This window comes from Pseudomonas sp. ZL2, from assembly GCF_054788455.1.
In genome coordinates, this window is the sequence record NZ_JBGOGX010000005.1 from 1 (window position 1) to 15,365 (window position 15,365).

Consider the following 15,365-nt stretch of genomic DNA (forward strand, 5'->3'; position numbering starts at 1 on the left):
TTCCGACTGCGCCGGAAGTGGGGCGAATTATAGACAGATCCACAGGGGCGTCAAGCACTTATTTAAGCTTTTGTTACAGGTGCCGTTTTACGCACTGCCAGGCGCGGGATTCGCCGCTCCAGCGCAGGAATACGCAAGGCCAACAGGAACAAGCCGATAGCAGCGTATATGACCCACTCTTTAAGGTCGGCGCGTACTACCCAGAGAAAGTGCAACAAGCCCAGCCCCAGAATCACGTAAACCAGTTTGTGCAACTTCTTCCAGCGCGCGCCGAGACGGCGCTGACTGTATCGATTGGAAGTGACCGCTAAAACCAGCAAGCCCAAAAAGCCCAGCATCCCGACAATGATGTAAGGACGCTTGCTTAGCTCAACCCCCAACTGCCCCCAGTCCAGCCCCAGGACGAAGAACATGTAGGCACTCAGGTGCAGCACTATATAAGCAAAGCACCACAGCCCCAGCTGGCGCCGCGAGACAATCCAGCCCGCCCAGCCGGTAAGGCGCTGCAAGGGCGTCATGCTCAGGGTTATCAATAGGAAGATCAAAGCCCCCAGCCCCAGGCGATCGACCAGGATCTTGCCCGGATCCGGCCCAAGGGCTTCCATGGCTGCTTCATACAACCACCATAGCGGCCAGACACTGGCCAAGATAAAGATGCCGAGCCTGAAGAGTGGATAACGCATCAGTAGTTCTTCCGCAGGTCGAGGCCGCTGTACAGCCCTGCCACTTCTTCGGCATAGCCATTAAACATCTGCGTGGGCCGCACATTGGGACTGAACAGGCCACTGGGCAGGCGCCGCTCACGGGCCTGGGTCCAGCGCGGGTGATCAACCTCGGGGTTCACGTTGGCGTAGAAGCCATATTCTTCTGGAGCAATCGCCTGCCAGGTGGTGCGCGGCTGCTCTTCGACCAGGCTGATGCGCACGATCGACTTGATGCTCTTGAAGCCGTACTTCCAAGGCACCACTAGACGCAACGGCGCACCGTTCTGGTTGGGCAGTTCGCGCCCGTACATGCCAACGGCGAGGATCGCCAGCGGGTTCATCGCCTCATCCAGGCGCAAGCCTTCTATATAAGGCCAGTCGATCAGGGCAAAGCTTGAGCGCTGACCAGGCATGCTCTTCGGGTCCTGCAGGGTTTCGAAGCGAATGAAACGGGCCTTGGAGGTTGGCTCGACCTGATCAAGCAGCGCCGATAAAGGAAAGCCCAGCCAGGGGATGACCATCGACCAGGCTTCCACGCAGCGCAGGCGATAGATGCGCTCCTCCAGTTGGTAGGGTTTCATGAAGTCTTCCAGGGCATAGCGCCCGGGCTTGCCTACTTCACCATCCACCACCACGGTCCAGGGCTCGGTTTTAAGGCTGCCGGCATTGGCCGCCGGATCGCCCTTGTCGGTGCCGAACTCATAGAAGTTGTTGTAGTGGGTGGCATCCTTGAACGGCGTGATCGCCTCCCCCGGCGCCGTCACTGCTTGCCACTTGGTAGCGACGAGCTTCTCGCTGAACCAGCCAGGCGCCCTGCCCGCCTCGACATCGGCATAGCGCGATGCGTCGGCAGCACTGGCCCACCGCGGCAGCGCGGTTGCCGCGATGGCAGCCAGCGACCCGCCGAGCATGGCGCGGCGCGAGACATAAAGGGATTCAGGGGTGACATCCGATTCTTTGCAATCGGAGGCTTTGGACAGCTTGATGAGCATGATGGCTCCGTAGAACTGGAGGACTGATGCACCAGTAGACTACGGAGCCCGAGCGAAATTACATCACTCGATGTTTTTGCGCCGACGCATGCGCAACAGGTATTGCACAGGGCCGGAGGCCGCATAGCCGAGGAACACCAGCAGCAGGATGCGCGGTGGATCACTGAAGACTACCGCGAACACCAGCACCACGGCGAGGATCGCTACGAACGGTACGCGTCCCTTGAGATCCAGTTCCTTGAAGCTGTTGTACTTGATGTTGCTGACCATCAGCATGCCGGCCGCAGCCACCAGCAGCGCCACCAGGAACGACAGTTTCGAACCCTGGATGCCGTAGTCGCTGAAGGCCCAGACGGTACCGGCCACCACACCGGCAGCAGCCGGGCTGGCCAGGCCGATGAAGTAGCGCTTGTCAGCCTTGCCGACCTGGGTGTTGAAGCGCGCCAGACGCAGCGCGGCGCCAGCTACATAGATGAAGGCGACCATCCAGCCGACCTTGCCCATGTCTCCCAGGGCCCAGCCAAAGGCCAGCAACGCCGGGGCGACACCGAAGGCGACCATGTCCGACAGCGAGTCGTACTCGGCACCAAATGCGCTCTGGGTGTTGGTCATGCGTGCCACACGGCCGTCCAGGCCATCGAGGACCATGGCGACGAAAATGGCGATAGCGGCGAAGGCGAAATACTTGCTCGCCTCACGTGGATCACCCGCGCTGAGGGCCGCCTGGGCACTCATGGAGTTGATGATCGAATAGAAACCGGCGAACAGGTTCGCAGTGGTGAACAGGTTGGGCAGCAGATAGATGCCGCGATGCCGAACCTTGCGTCCTTCGGCGTCATGCCCTTCTTCAACATGCTCATCGATCGGTAGCAGGCTTTCGGCGTCAGAGGCCTTGTTCGGCTCTTCGGGACGTTCGCTCATGGACATTACCTTGCAACGGTGTGGAAAGTTTCGACAGACGTCTGCGACGAGGGTTCGCCGACAAACGATGAAGCTTTATACCAGAAGCTGACCGCCTAAACGAAAAAACGCGGCCGAAGCCGCGTTTTCATCGCATCAGGACAAGATCAGTTCTTGGCCTTGTCGACGATTTTGTTCGCCGCGATCCAAGGCATCATCGAGCGCAGTTGCTCGCCGATGACTTCGATGCCGTGAGCAGCGTTGTTACGACGCTTGGCGGTCATCGAAGGATAGCCGGTGGCGCCTTCGCTGATGAACATCTTGGCGTACTCGCCGTCCTGGATGCGCTTCAGAGCGTTGCGCATGGCCTGACGGGATTCGGCGTTGATGACTTCAGGGCCGGTCACGTACTCGCCGTATTCGGCGTTGTTGGAGATCGAGTAGTTCATGTTGGCGATGCCGCCTTCGTACATGAGGTCAACGATCAGCTTCAGTTCGTGCAGGCACTCGAAGTAGGCCATCTCTGGCGCGTAGCCCGCTTCAACCAGGGTTTCGAAACCGGCTTTGACCAGCTCGACGGTACCACCGCACAGAACAGCCTGCTCGCCGAACAGGTCGGTTTCGGTCTCGTCCTTGAAGGTGGTTTCGATGATGCCGGTACGGCCGCCACCGACGCCAGCGGCATAGGACAGGGCAACGTTCTTGGCATTGCCGGAAGCATCCTGGTAGATCGCGATCAGGTCAGGGATACCGCCGCCTTTGACGAATTCGGAACGCACGGTGTGACCTGGCGCTTTTGGCGCGATCATGATCACGTCCAGGTCGGCGCGTGGGACAACCTGGTTGTAGTGGATGGCGAAACCGTGGGAGAAGGCCAGGGTGGCGCCCTTCTTGATGTTCGGCTCGACTTCGTTCTTGTACAGCTGGGACTGGAACTCGTCCGGGGTCAGGATCATGACCAGGTCGGCACCGGCAACAGCGGTCGCTACATCGGCAACTTTCAGGCCGTGAGCTTCGGCTTTGGCAACGGTGTTCGAACCTTTACGCAGACCGACAGTGACATCCACACCGGAGTCTTTCAGGTTGCACGCTTGAGCGTGGCCCTGGGAGCCGTAACCGATGATGGCAACTTTCTTGCCCTGGATGATGGAAAGGTCACAGTCTTTGTCGTAATAAACTTTCATGAAAATACCCCTGTTATCTCGGCCCATAGGGCCATCGCTAATTTTTTGAGTTAGATGCTGAGCACTTTGTCGCCACGGGCAATGCCGGTAACGCCGCTGCGCACTGTTTCGAGAATGGACGCGGTACCGATGGCCTGAATGAAGCTGTCAAGCTTGTCGCTGGCGCCAGTAAGCTGAACGGTATAGACGCTGCTGCTGACGTCGACGATCTGCCCACGATAGATATCGGTGGTGCGTTTGATCTCGGCACGCTGGGCGCCCGTGGCCTTGATCTTGACCAGCATCAGTTCACGTTCGATGTGCGCGCTTTCCGAGAGGTCGACCAGCTTGACGACTTCAACCAGCTTGTTCAGGTTTTTGGTGATCTGCTCGATCACCTCATCATGACCGACCGTGGTCAGCGTCAGACGCGACAGGGTCGGGTCTTCGGTTGGCGCCACCGTCAGGCTTTCGATGTTGTAGTTACGCTGCGAGAACAGACCAACCACGCGAGACAAGGCACCGGGTTCGTTTTCCAACAGCAGGGAAATAATGTGCCGCATGATTAGGTACGCTCCGTCTTGCTCAGCCACATATCGCGCATAGAGCCGTCTTTGATCTGCATCGGGTAGACGTGCTCGCTGTTGTCGACCTGGATATCGATGAACACCAGCCGGTCTTTCATGGCGAACGCTTCCTCGAGCTTGGGCTTGAGGTCTTTCAGGCTGGTGATGCGAATACCCACGTGACCATAGGCTTCGGCCAGCTTGACGAAGTCAGGCAGCGATTCCATGTAGGAGTGCGAGTGACGGCTGTTGTAGGCCATGTCCTGCCATTGGCGGACCATGCCCAAGACACCGTTGTTCAGGTTGACGATCTTCACCGGCAGGTCGTACTGCAGGCAGGTCGACAGCTCCTGGATGTTCATCTGGATGCTGCCCTCACCGGTAACGCAGGCAACGTCCTGGTCCGGGAAGTTCAGCTTGACGCCCATGGCCGCCGGGAAGCCGAAGCCCATGGTGCCCAGGCCACCGGAGTTGATCCAGCGGTTCGGCTTGTTGAAGCGGTAGTACTGCGCCGCGAACATCTGGTGCTGACCAACGTCGGAGGTAACAAAGGCATCGCCCTTGGTCACTTCGCAGAGGGTCTCGATCACGGTTTGCGGCTTGATCACGCTACCGTCGCCCTTGTCGTAAGGGAACATGTCGCGATCGCCACGCCATTCTTCGATCTGCTTCCACCAGGCATCCATAGCGGCCTTGTCCGGCTGCTCGCCGATTTCGCGCAAGGTCGCAACCATTTCGGTCAGTACGCTCTCGACCGGGCCAACAATCGGCACGTCGGCCTTGATGGTCTTGGAGATCGACGCCGGGTCGATGTCGATGTGGATAACCTTGGCGTTCGGGCAGAACTTGGCCGGGCCGTTGACCACGCGGTCGTCGAAACGCGCACCGACGGCGAAGATCACGTCAGCGTGGTGCATGGCCAGGTTGGCGGTGTAGCTGCCGTGCATGCCGAGCATGCCGAGGAACTGGCGGTCGGTACCCGGATAGCCACCCAGGCCCATCAAGGTGTTGGTGACCGGCAGGTTGAGCATCTGCGCAACTTCGGTCAGCGCGGCAGAGCCGCCGCCGAGGATCACGCCGCCACCGGCATAGACCACTGGGCGCTTGGCGGCCAGGAGCATCTCGGCAGCCTTGCGGATCTGCCCCGAGTGACCACGAACAGCCGGGCTGTAGGAACGCATCTTGACCTTTTTGGGGTAGACGTATTCGAACTTTTCCGCGGGGTTGGTCATGTCTTTGGGGATATCGACCACGACCGGGCCCGGGCGACCGGATTGCGCCAGATAGAAAGCTTTTTTCAGGACTTCAGGGATTTCCGAGGCGTGCTTGATCATGAAGCTGTGCTTCACGATCGGCCGGGAAATACCAATCATGTCGGTTTCCTGGAAGGCATCGGTACCGACCATGGTGCTAGGCACCTGACCGGAGAGGATGACCATCGGAATGGAGTCCATGTACGCGGTGGCAATACCGGTGATGGCATTGGTCGCGCCTGGACCAGAGGTCACCAGTACCACGCCGGCCTTGCCGGTGGCACGGGCATAACCGTCCGCCATATGGGTAGCTGCCTGCTCGTGACGAACCAGGATGTGGCTTACTTCCGGTTCTTTGAACAGGGCATCGTAAACATGAAGGAGAGCACCACCAGGGTACCCGTAGATGTGCTTAACGCCTTCGTCACGCAAAAAGCGGACGACCATCTCAGCGCCAGATAAAAGCTCCACGTTGTTCACCTCTAAAACGCCAGAATACCGTCCACGGTGGACGGGTCTTAATAGGTTTACTGCCAAGCAGAGCATGAGCGACGGAATCGCCGACTACGTCAGCACTGACTGAGCAAGTATTGGGAGCGCCCCAAAGTGTTGCGGGGTTTTCCCACCCAGCGCGAGGTAACGCGTTGCGGGGTGTAACAGGTCGGCGCGGGTATGCGCCTCATGATCTGCTTAGCGGGTCTGCTTCTGGCAGTCCCTCTACAGCGGAATCTGGATTCTTCTTTTTCGGCGCGCGCAAGTCAAGAAAAATTATTGCCAATTTCGCGCAAGGACGATCCGCAGCCACCACTAATGCCAGTGACAGCAGCAGAAAAACAAACAATACAAACAAAAAGAGCCACAATCTGTGGCTCCAAGGGTGAAAAGAGGGAAATTCAGGCAGAAGGACTGATCAATTGGTCAAACTCTGCTAGCAGCCTGCGTAGCTCGCGGCTTTGCTCCGGGCGATCGACGTATACCGTTTCAGCCATGACCAGGATGCCGGAGGCATTTGGCAACGGCAGGCCCTTTTCGAGAATCTCTTTCATTTTTGGCAGGAAGATCCACTGCAGCCACTGATCGAAGCTCATGCTGTCGACCGCGAACGGCACGCTGCTCGCCAACGCTTGAGGCGTCGGTGAAACATCACTCCACCAGCCTTGGGCATGGAGTTCATGCTCGATCAACAGCAGGTGATCGGCAATATCGAGAATGCGTGGATCCATTACAGGTTGACCTGGGCTTTCTGCCGGGCCAGCGCTGCGCCTGCCGAATCACCCTGTTTTTCGCGCGACTGGGCAATGATGTTCCACAGCCCGGCCTGCAGGTCGGGGCGACCGTTGGCGTAGGTCAGCGCGCGGCGCGCCAGTTGCTCGGACTGCGCGGCATCGCCTTGAGCCAGGCGCACCTGGGCCAGACGGTAAAGCACTTGCGGCTCGCGTGGCGCGATGCGCTGGGCACGCTCCAGGCTCGACGAGGCGCCGTTGTAGTCGCCACCGGTCTGTTGCTGCTGGGCGGTGGTCAACAGCGCCAGTACCGGGCCGTCGAGCTGTTCGTCAGCCGAGAGGCCGCCGCTGGCTGCACTGGCGCGCGGAATACCGCTCGGCGCGCTGGGCGCAGTGGTGCTCGGCATGGTGTAGCTGCCGGCATTGGTCGAGCTGCTGTCGAACGGCGCCGAGCTGCTCGGGCCCGGGGTAATCGGGCCGGTGCTGATCGGCGCGGCACCGGTGGACGCTGGGAAAGTCTGGATCGGTGTGGCGCCGGAACCTTGCGGGACCATGACCATCACCCCGGAATCCTGCGGCACGGCCTGAGCCTGACGCGTCCCGCCATTGACCTGCGCAGGCGCACCACGGTTAGCCGTGACCCGCTCGCTGTTGGAAACCCGGGTACTGGAATCGACCACGGGAATGGAGCCGCGCGGATTGCTGGCGCAGCCGTTGAGCAAAGCCAGCGCCGTCAAGGCTGGAAACCACCACTTGTTCACTTCACACCCTCTTTAGGCTAGTGCTTAATTCATCCAACCCTTGACCCAGTCCATGACGGACTCGGCGGGATCCGGCTCGCCGCCACAGGCGGGCCCAGCCGGCGGTTCACTACCGCGAATATACGGCATCTGCACGGCGCCCGGGCAACTGGCATCCGAGCCCTGGCCGCTATGCGGATCGATCCAGGCCTGAACCACGTTATCGGGCAGCGGCATGTCCAGCGGCAAGGGGTCAGCCTTGCGCATGAAGCTGGTCCAGACCTGCAGCGCGCCGGTAGCACCCGTGAACGGTGTTTTACCGTTGTCATCGCGCCCCAGCCAGACCACCGCCAGCAAGTCCTGGCTGAAACCTGCGAACCAGCTGTCACGCGAATCGTTACTGGTACCGGTCTTGCCCGCCAGGTTCAACGAGCTTGGCAGCACACTGTAGACCGAACGCCCGGTACCTTCGCGCATCACCCGCTGCATGGCGTTCTGCACCAGATAGATGGCGCCCGGATCGAAGGTTTGCTGGATCTGGAACGGATAACGCTTGAGCGGCTCGCCTTCGGCGGTCAGCACGCTGCGAATACCGCGCATCGGTGTATTGAAACCACCGTTGGCCAGGGTCTGGTACATGGTCGCGACCTGCATCGGCGACATGCCGCCAGCCCCGAGCATCATCGACGGGAACGCCGGCCAGTCGACGTTCACGCCTAACCGGCCAATAGTCTTGAGCACGTTTGGCACGCCCAGTTCCAGGCCCAGCTTGGCGGTCGACAGGTTGTAGGAGTTGGCCAGGCCCTGGTACAGATAAATCGTACCGTGGGAGCGGCGGTCATAGTTCTGCGGCCGCCACACCTGGCCATCGGCGCCTTTGATCGAGAACGGCTCGTCCTGCACCCAACTGGTCAGGGTGTACTTGCTCGGTTTTTCCAGGGCGGTCAGGTATACCGCCGGCTTGACCAGCGAGCCGATCGGCCGCACCGCATCGATAGCGCGGTTGAAACCGGCGAAACCGGCCTGACGGCTGCCGATCAGGGCCTGGACTTCACCGGTTTCCGGGTTGGTCACGACCATTGCCGCTTCGACTTCATCGGCACCCTTGCGCCCGGCCAGGCGCTTGAAGGTCTCGCCCATGGCCGCTTCCGACTTCATCTGCAGGATCGGATCGAAGCTGGTGAAAATGCGCAGGCCTTCTTCGGTCAAGTCTTCATCACGGTAGTCCTGGCGCAGCTGGCGTTTGACCAGGTCGAGGAAGCCCGGGTACGAACTGTCGGCCAGGCTGCCGCGCTTGGTCACGCCCAATGGCATCTTCTTCGCCGCTTCCACCGCTTCCGGGGTTGCCACGCCCTGCTCGGCCAGCAGGTCGAGTACCAGGTTACGCCGCACCGTCGCCCGCTCCGGGTAACGCCGCGGGTTGTAATAGGAAGGGCCCTTGACCATACCGACCAGCAAGGCAATCTGGTGCAGCTTGAGTTCCGACAGCGGCTGGCTGAAGAAGAACTGGCTGGCCAGGCCGAAGCCGTGCACCGCGCGCTGACCGTCCTGGCCGACGAACACTTCGTTGAGGTAGGCCTCGAGGATTTCGCGCTTGTCGTAATGCAACTCGAGCAGCAAGGCCATCATCGCTTCATTGAGCTTGCGGCTGAGGCTGCGTTCGTTGGTCAGGTAGAAGTTCTTCACCAACTGTTGGGTCAGGGTACTGCCGCCCTGGCGCATGGCGCCGGACGAGGTGTTGACCCACACCGCCCGGGCAATCGACTTGGGCGACACACCGAAGTGGTGATAGAAGTCACGGTCTTCCACCGCCACCAGGGTTTCCAGCAGGTACGGCGGCACCTGGTCGATCTTGATCAGGATGCGGTCTTCGAGGTTTTTCGGGTACAGGCCGCCGATCAGCAGCGGCTCGAGGCGCACCACGTCGAGCTTCGAGCCGTTGGCGCCACTCAAGCCGGCTACATAGTCACCGGAGAAACGCACGCGCACCGCTTGCGCCGTTTCCATGCCTTCATAGAACTGGAAGCCGCGAGTATTCAGATCAACGGTATTGCCATTGACTGCAGCCGCGCCCGGGCCATTGGCAACGCTTTCGCGGCGATATCCGAGGGCATCGAGTTCGATGAGGAAGTCGGCCTTGCTCAGTTTCTGGCCGACGAACAGCTCCAGCGGCCGGGCATACACCTTGGCCGGGATAGTCCAGCGCTTGCCGGAGAATTTCTCCTGGACCACGGCGTCGAGGTAAATGGCATAGCCCGCCACCAGCACAAAGCCGACCAGGCTGAGCTTCAAGGCCCAGCCCAGCCAGGCACGCGAGCGGCCAGACGGGCGTTTTTTAGCGGTACGGGGGGATCGGGATCGAGTCATGGCGGCGGATTATACGCACTTTATCGCACATCGACAGGCGCCCTCCGGCGGTTTGCACCAGCCACGCTTGCAGCCATAATGGCCCATTCGAATCTCCCGACCCAGAAGGATCGCCCGTGAGCCAAGCCTTGATTACAGCCCTGCAGAACCCCGCCCTGTTCCCTCACCCAGTGACGGCGTTTCAGGTTATCGAGACGCATATCTCCTGGGTGCTGCTCACCGGTGAATATGCCTACAAAATCAAGAAGCCGATGAACTTTGGCTTCCTCGACTTCACCGAGCTGTCGCAGCGCGCGCACTTCTGCGCCGAAGAGCTGCGCCTGAACCAGCGCCTGACCGACGGCTTGTATCTGGAAGTGCTGCCGATCACCGGCAGCGCCGAAGCACCGCAACTGGGTGGCGAAGGCGAGCCGATCGAATACGCGCTGAAGATGCGCCAGTTCCCTCAGAGCCAGATGCTCAGCACCCTGCAGGCCAACAGCGAACTGACCGCCGCGCACATCGACCAGATGGCCGAGCAGATCGCCCGCTTCCACCTGGCGGCGCCAAAAGTTGCCGTGGAGCATCCACTGGGCACGCCAGACAGCGTCATGGCCCCGGTCGAGCAGAACTTCGAGCAGATTCGCCCGTTCCTTTCCGACAAGGCCGACCTGCAGCAACTGGATGCCCTGCAAGCCTGGGCCCAGGACAGCTTCAAACGCCTGAATCGCCTGCTTGAGCAACGCAAGGCAGAAGGTTTCATCCGCGAATGCCACGGTGATATCCACCTGGGCAACGCCACCCTGATCGATGGCAAGGTGGTGATTTTCGACTGCATCGAGTTCAACGAACCGTTCCGCCTGACCGACGTTTATGCCGACGCCGCATTCCTGGCCATGGACCTCGAAGACCGCGGCCTGAAATCGCTGTCGCGCCGCTTCATCAGCCAGTACCTGGAACTGACCGGTGACTACGCCGGCTTGGAACTGCTGAACTTCTACAAGGCTTATCGTGCACTGGTGCGGGCCAAGGTCGCCCTGTTCAGCATGCCGGCCAACGCCGATGCCGTGCAGCGCGCCACTACCCTGCGCACCTATCGCAACTATGCCAACCTGGCAGAGAGCTACAGCGCCATCCCTTCGCGGTTTCTGGCCATCACCCACGGCGTTTCCGCTGTCGGCAAGAGCCACGTGGCCATGCGCCTGGTCGATGCCCTGGGCGCCATTCGCCTGCGTTCGGACGTCGAGCGCAAGCGCATGTTCGGTGAGCAAGCCAGCGCCAATGCCGGCCAGCTGCAAGCCGGCATCTACAGCGAAGACGCCAGCCAGGCCACCTACCAACGCCTGCACCAAATGGCCGAAACCATCCTGCGCGCCGGCTTCCCGGTGGTGATCGACGCCACCTACCTCAAGCAAGACCAGCGCCAGGCCGCCGCCGGGGTCGCCAGCGAAACCGGCGTGCCGTTCCTGATCCTCGACTGCAACGCGCCGGATGCGGTGATCGCCAGCTGGCTGGCCAAGCGTCAGGCCGATCAAAACGATCCGTCGGATGCCACCCTGGAGGTGGTCAAGGCCCAGCAAGCCAGCCGTGACCCGCTCAGCGCCGAAGAGCTGCTGCAAAGCAAGCGCGTGGAAACCAACGAAAGCGGTAGCCTCGACCTGCTGGTCAAGCAGATCCGTCAGCGCCTGCCAGGGCTCTGAAGCCTCCCGGGACGTGAAGTAGTCGACACTTCACGCTTGATTCCGGGCGCCTCCGCAATGATGGCCCTATAGTGTCACCATCAGGGCAAACAAGGAGGCGCCTCATGAATCAGCCACGGCAACTGGACAGCGCGCTATATGCGTTGGTGCATGACGAACAGATCGCCAGCTTCAATCGCGAGAAACCCAAGGACGGCGCCGTCGACTTTCGTGGCGGTGATTTCCGCGGACTCGACCTGCGTGAACTGGACACCAGCGGCATCGACTTCACCGATGCCTACTTCCGCGCCTCCGACCTGCGCGGCCTGGACCTGCGCTACAACGGCCTGGAAGGCGCCAGCCTTGCCCATGCGCAGATTTCCGGCACCTACTTCCCCAGCGAACTGAGCGCCGACGAGATCCTGATGTCGGTCAATTTCGGCACCCGCCTGCGTTACCGCACACGCTGACAGCAACGAGTGAAACGCCCGCCGGCTGTGGCCTGGCGGGCAGCTTTCGGCTACCCGTCGGCACATGGATGGCAAAACGCCGCGTATTTTCCAAGTGCCGCTACACTCCTCATTGACCTGCCGCGATTCCTTAATCAAGACCCGTTCAGCCGTCGCAAGGAGGCTTGATGAACGATGAACTCCAGCATCTGAAAAATCTTGGCAAGACTTCTGCGCAGTGGCTGCATGCGGTCGGCATCCACAGTGCTTCGGATTTACGCCGACTGGGTGCGGTGACTGCCTACAAGGCCGTGCGCAGCCGCGGCTTCAGGGCTTCGAAGGTGCTGCTCTACGCAATTGAAGGCGCCTTGCTCGACGTGCACTGGAACGATATTCCGGCCGAGCGCAAGGAAGCCCTGAACCAGCAACTCGACGGCAAAACTGCCGTACAGAAAAATAATCGGGAATATTGAGTCAGGACGCTTGACTACGAAATGAGAATCGTTATGATTATCACAACTGGTCGCGAGACTGGTTGGGTAACCTGAAAGCCCCTGGTTCGGACTCTCAGATTATCTCCTCATCAGGCTAATCACGGTTATTGACCCGGCACTTTGCCGGGTCTTTTTTTGCCTGGGGTTTTTACCCGCCTTTGCGCATCTGCGCGCAGTAGTCCTGCTCCGGCAAAGCCGGGGTGTACCAGACATAATCGGCCATTTGCGCATCAACCACCTGCCCCACCTCAGCGAGCATCAGTACCTGCGTGGTGCCTTCAGCACCCAGATCGGCAAGGTGCAAGGGCACGCCGATGTCCTTGCGCACGTGATAACCGCCGGCCAACAGCAACGCCGGTTGTGGTGCGGCCAGCAGGCGCTCGGCGATGCGTCGGTCGCGCTGTTGCTGAACCGCCAGCATGGCCGGCAACTGGCTTTCGGGCAGCAGGCCGCAATGGGATTCCCTGACTTGCTCCAGCAGCACGGCTTGTACCTTGGCTGCTGCCGAGCGCGGCCCCTTCAACGCTGGCGGCTGGCGATAGATCCTGCGCACTTCGTCGTGGTCGAGGTTGGCGGCCAGTAACGAGTACGGTTGCCCCAGGGCTTCATGGACAATCGGCCCGTACAAGGCCCAATCCCAGCCATCCTGCCAGCCCAGCGCCTTGGGCAGGTCCTGCGGGCGTGTTTGCTGCTGTTTCAGTGCATCGACCTGGCCTTGCTGCACCGGCTGCAGCATCTCCAGCAGCAGGCTGCCCTGCGGCCGTTGCGCGTCCAGTGCGCGCAGCAGCCAGAGCTGCAGGGCATGGTGATCGGGGTTGTCGTGTTTCTCGCCAACCAGCAGCCGTTGAGCCTGCGCGAGCCGCTCCAGCAGTTGCGCGGGCGTCAGCAGCCGGCCGCTGCTCAGTTCACGGATGTGCCCAAGCTCGGCATGCTCACGGCCTTCGGGGCTTTGCCAGGCTGGCAAAGGCGGTGCCTCGGCTCGGGACTGGCAGCCGGCGAGCCCCCAGACCAGCAACAGCAATAACGCGGGCAACCGGGGACGACGCATGGGGCAGTTCTCCTAACGGGCGATGATCAGCGGGTGCCCCCGCTCGGGATGAGGCTGTACCAGCACATCGATGCCGAACACCGCCTTGAGGGAATCGGGGCGCAACACCTGCTGCGGGGTATCCAGGGCGTGGGCGCGGCCCTGTTCGAGCAGCAGGATACGGTCACAGTAGCGCGCCGCCAGGTTCAGGTCATGGAGGATGACCATCACCGCCGCACCACGATCAGCGAACTCGCGGACCGCTTGCAAGGTGGTGTGCTGGTGCAGTGGGTCGAGCATCGAGGTCGGCTCGTCAAGCAGCAGGATTCGCCCGTCCTCCCCTGGCCACAGCTGCGCCAGCACCCGCGCCAGGTGCACGCGCTGACGCTCGCCGCCGGAGAGTGCCAGATAGCTGCGCCCGATCAGATGGCCGGCATCCGCCGCCTGCAGGGCCGCGTCGATGATCTGCTGGTCACGTTCGAGGCCGGTTTTATGCGGCAAACGGCCCATGCCGACCACCTCTTCAACCTTGAAGGCAAAACCCAGGCTGGAGACTTGCGGCAACACCGCCAGGCGCTGGGCGCGCTGCTGGCCTGGCCAGTCGGACAGGCCTCGGTCATCCAGGGTCACCCGCCCCTGGCTGGCATTCAGCTCGCCGCACATCACCCCGAGCAGGCTGCTTTTGCCCGCGCCGTTGGGACCCAGAACCCCAAGTACCTGGCCGGGTTGCAGCGCCAGGCTGATATCGCTCAGGACCTGGTTCGCGCCACGGCGCAGGGACAGGTTCTCGACTCGCAGCATCAGGCACGCCCTCGCAACAGCAGATAAAGGAAGAACGGCGCACCAATGAACGCGGTGACGATACCGATCGGCAGCTCCGCAGGCGCCAGCGCCAAACGGGCGATCAGGTCGGCGAACAGCAACAGCGAAGCGCCAGCCAACAGCGAGGCCGGTAACAGCACGCGGTGATCAGGCCCGGCCAGCAAGCGCACCAGATGCGGCACCACCAGGCCGATAAAGCCGATCAGCCCCGCCGCCGCTACCGCCGCGCCAACCCCCAAGGCGGTACAGAACACCAGTTCGCGCTTGAGCTTCTCGACCTCGATGCCCAGGTGCCGCGCTTCGGATTCGCCCAGCAACAAGGCATTCAAGGCCTGAGCCCGGCGCGGCAGCCACAGTGAGACCACCACGGCGACCAGCACCAGTGGCCAGAGGCGCAGATAACTGGCGCCATTGAGGCTGCCCAGGTTCCAGAACGTCAGGGTGCGCAAGGTGGCGTCATCGGCCAGGTAAGTGAACAGCCCCACGGCCGCGCCGGCCAGGGCGGTCAAGGCGATACCGGCAAGGAGCATGGTCGCTACGTTGGTCTGACCATCACGTCGGCCCAGGCGGTACACCAGCGCGGTCACCCCGAGGCCACCGAGAAACGCACACAGCGATAACAAATAAGGAGCGAATAGCTCGGGAATACCGCCCATCCATGAGCCGCCAACAATCGCCACCGCCGCACCGAGCGCGGCGCCAGCGGACACGCCGACCAGGCCAGGGTCGGCCAGCGGGTTGCGAAACAGCCCCTGCATCGCCACCCCGGACAGCGCCAGCACGGCGCCCACGGTCAGCCCGAGCAAAGTCCGCGGCAAACGAATCTGGCCGAGGATCAGCTCGGCCTGCTCCAGCCCTTCCCCGGCCACCGGCAACCCGATCAGCCGGGCGCCGGCGCGCAGGGTATCGATCAGTGGCAGGCTGACCGGTCCCAGCGCCAGCGACAACCAGATCGCCAGCAGGCACAGCAGCGTCAGGGTGACGAACAGCGTGCGCGGTTTGACCAG

15 protein-coding genes are annotated in these 15,365 nt (G+C 61.5%); 3 read left to right on the forward strand and 12 right to left on the reverse strand.

The genetic code is table 11. From position 1 onward, the window contains the following. Positions 1 to 62: 62 nt before the first annotated feature. The 9 genes from msrQ to mrcB form a co-directional block, all read right to left on the reverse strand. Positions 63 to 683, reverse strand: coding sequence for a protein-methionine-sulfoxide reductase heme-binding subunit MsrQ (msrQ, locus tag ABM562_RS07630; RefSeq protein ID WP_115085265.1), 621 nt, complete (start codon positions 681 to 683; stop codon positions 63 to 65). Continuing rightward, on the reverse strand, positions 683 to 1,696 hold the full coding sequence (msrP, locus tag ABM562_RS07635; RefSeq protein ID WP_115085264.1) for a protein-methionine-sulfoxide reductase catalytic subunit MsrP: 1,014 nt from the start codon (positions 1,694 to 1,696) through the stop codon (positions 683 to 685). Before msrP ends, msrQ begins: the two co-directional genes overlap by 1 nt. Before the next feature lie 63 nt (positions 1,697 to 1,759). Further along, complete coding sequence (pssA, locus tag ABM562_RS07640; protein WP_010223018.1) at positions 1,760 to 2,617, reverse strand: CDP-diacylglycerol--serine O-phosphatidyltransferase; 858 nt, start codon at positions 2,615 to 2,617, stop codon at positions 1,760 to 1,762. A gap of 146 nt (positions 2,618 to 2,763) precedes the next feature. Next, positions 2,764 to 3,780, reverse strand: coding sequence for a ketol-acid reductoisomerase (gene ilvC, locus ABM562_RS07645; RefSeq protein ID WP_045199667.1), 1,017 nt, complete (start codon positions 3,778 to 3,780; stop codon positions 2,764 to 2,766). A 50-nt stretch (positions 3,781 to 3,830) separates the two neighbouring features. Then, complete coding sequence (gene ilvN / locus ABM562_RS07650; RefSeq protein WP_010223016.1) at positions 3,831 to 4,322, reverse strand: acetolactate synthase small subunit; 492 nt, start codon at positions 4,320 to 4,322, stop codon at positions 3,831 to 3,833. Positions 4,323 to 4,324: 2 nt separating this feature from the next. Further along, entirely contained in the window at positions 4,325 to 6,049 is a 1,725-nt protein-coding gene (locus ABM562_RS07655; protein ID WP_038999710.1) for an acetolactate synthase 3 large subunit, read from the reverse strand. 422 nt (positions 6,050 to 6,471) lie between these two features. Beyond that, the gene (locus tag ABM562_RS07660) at positions 6,472 to 6,801 is read right to left on the reverse strand and encodes a YqcC family protein (protein WP_134061352.1); all 330 of its coding nucleotides are present in this window, start codon (positions 6,799 to 6,801) and stop codon (positions 6,472 to 6,474) included. Next, the gene (locus ABM562_RS07665; RefSeq protein WP_460421334.1) at positions 6,801 to 7,562 is read right to left on the reverse strand and encodes a hypothetical protein; all 762 of its coding nucleotides are present in this window, start codon (positions 7,560 to 7,562) and stop codon (positions 6,801 to 6,803) included. The genes ABM562_RS07660 and ABM562_RS07665 overlap by 1 nt, the downstream gene beginning before the upstream one ends. 24 nt (positions 7,563 to 7,586) lie before the next feature. Beyond that, positions 7,587 to 9,908 carry a penicillin-binding protein 1B gene (mrcB, locus tag ABM562_RS07670; RefSeq protein WP_115085261.1) on the reverse strand — a complete coding sequence of 774 codons (2,322 nt, stop codon included), beginning with the start codon at positions 9,906 to 9,908 and terminating at the stop codon, positions 7,587 to 7,589. 116 nt (positions 9,909 to 10,024) lie between these two features. Between mrcB and ABM562_RS07675 the strand changes: the two genes are divergently transcribed. The 3 genes from ABM562_RS07675 (at position 10,025) to ABM562_RS07685 (ending at position 12,488) form a co-directional block, all read left to right on the forward strand. Next, positions 10,025 to 11,587: a bifunctional aminoglycoside phosphotransferase/ATP-binding protein gene (locus tag ABM562_RS07675; RefSeq protein WP_115085260.1), complete on the forward strand. Its 1,563-nt coding sequence runs from the start codon at positions 10,025 to 10,027 to the stop codon at positions 11,585 to 11,587. 104 nt (positions 11,588 to 11,691) lie between these two features. Then, positions 11,692 to 12,036 carry a pentapeptide repeat-containing protein gene (locus ABM562_RS07680; protein ID WP_115085259.1) on the forward strand — a complete coding sequence of 115 codons (345 nt, stop codon included), beginning with the start codon at positions 11,692 to 11,694 and terminating at the stop codon, positions 12,034 to 12,036. A gap of 167 nt (positions 12,037 to 12,203) precedes the next feature. Then, the gene (locus tag ABM562_RS07685) at positions 12,204 to 12,488 is read left to right on the forward strand and encodes a TfoX/Sxy family protein (protein ID WP_115085258.1); all 285 of its coding nucleotides are present in this window, start codon (positions 12,204 to 12,206) and stop codon (positions 12,486 to 12,488) included. Between the two features lie 169 nt (positions 12,489 to 12,657). Here ABM562_RS07685 and ABM562_RS07690 read toward each other — a convergent pair whose 3' ends face one another. The 3 genes from ABM562_RS07690 to ABM562_RS07700 are packed head-to-tail and all read right to left on the reverse strand — an operon-like array spanning position 12,658 to position 15,320. After that, positions 12,658 to 13,557 carry a ChaN family lipoprotein gene (locus tag ABM562_RS07690; protein ID WP_115085257.1) on the reverse strand — a complete coding sequence of 300 codons (900 nt, stop codon included), beginning with the start codon at positions 13,555 to 13,557 and terminating at the stop codon, positions 12,658 to 12,660. Between the two features lie 12 nt (positions 13,558 to 13,569). Further along, positions 13,570 to 14,337, reverse strand: coding sequence for a heme ABC transporter ATP-binding protein (locus ABM562_RS07695; protein ID WP_134061350.1), 768 nt, complete (start codon positions 14,335 to 14,337; stop codon positions 13,570 to 13,572). After that, complete coding sequence (locus ABM562_RS07700) at positions 14,337 to 15,320, reverse strand: FecCD family ABC transporter permease (RefSeq protein ID WP_233674467.1); 984 nt, start codon at positions 15,318 to 15,320, stop codon at positions 14,337 to 14,339. Before ABM562_RS07700 ends, ABM562_RS07695 begins: the two co-directional genes overlap by 1 nt. Between the last annotated feature and the right edge of the window lie 45 nt (positions 15,321 to 15,365).

Bases quoted from the DNA above. Each gene is read 5' to 3' on its own strand.
- msrQ (WP_115085265.1), bottom strand. From the start codon at position 683: ATGCGTTATCCACTCTTCAGGCTCGGCATCTTTATCTTGGCCAGTGTC.
- msrP (WP_115085264.1), bottom strand. From the start codon at position 1,696: ATGCTCATCAAGCTGTCCAAAGCCTCCGATTGCAAAGAATCGGATGTC.
- pssA (WP_010223018.1), bottom strand. From the start codon at position 2,617: ATGAGCGAACGTCCCGAAGAGCCGAACAAGGCCTCTGACGCCGAAAGC.
- ilvC (WP_045199667.1), bottom strand. From the start codon at position 3,780: ATGAAAGTTTATTACGACAAAGACTGTGACCTTTCCATCATCCAGGGC.
- ilvN (WP_010223016.1), bottom strand. From the start codon at position 4,322: ATGCGGCACATTATTTCCCTGCTGTTGGAAAACGAACCCGGTGCCTTG.
- ABM562_RS07660 (WP_134061352.1), bottom strand. From the start codon at position 6,801: ATGGATCCACGCATTCTCGATATTGCCGATCACCTGCTGTTGATCGAG.
- mrcB (WP_115085261.1), bottom strand. From the start codon at position 9,908: ATGACTCGATCCCGATCCCCCCGTACCGCTAAAAAACGCCCGTCTGGC.
- ABM562_RS07680 (WP_115085259.1), top strand. From the start codon at position 11,692: ATGAATCAGCCACGGCAACTGGACAGCGCGCTATATGCGTTGGTGCAT.
- ABM562_RS07685 (WP_115085258.1), top strand. From the start codon at position 12,204: ATGAACGATGAACTCCAGCATCTGAAAAATCTTGGCAAGACTTCTGCG.
- ABM562_RS07690 (WP_115085257.1), bottom strand. From the start codon at position 13,557: ATGCGTCGTCCCCGGTTGCCCGCGTTATTGCTGTTGCTGGTCTGGGGG.
- ABM562_RS07695 (WP_134061350.1), bottom strand. From the start codon at position 14,337: ATGCTGCGAGTCGAGAACCTGTCCCTGCGCCGTGGCGCGAACCAGGTC.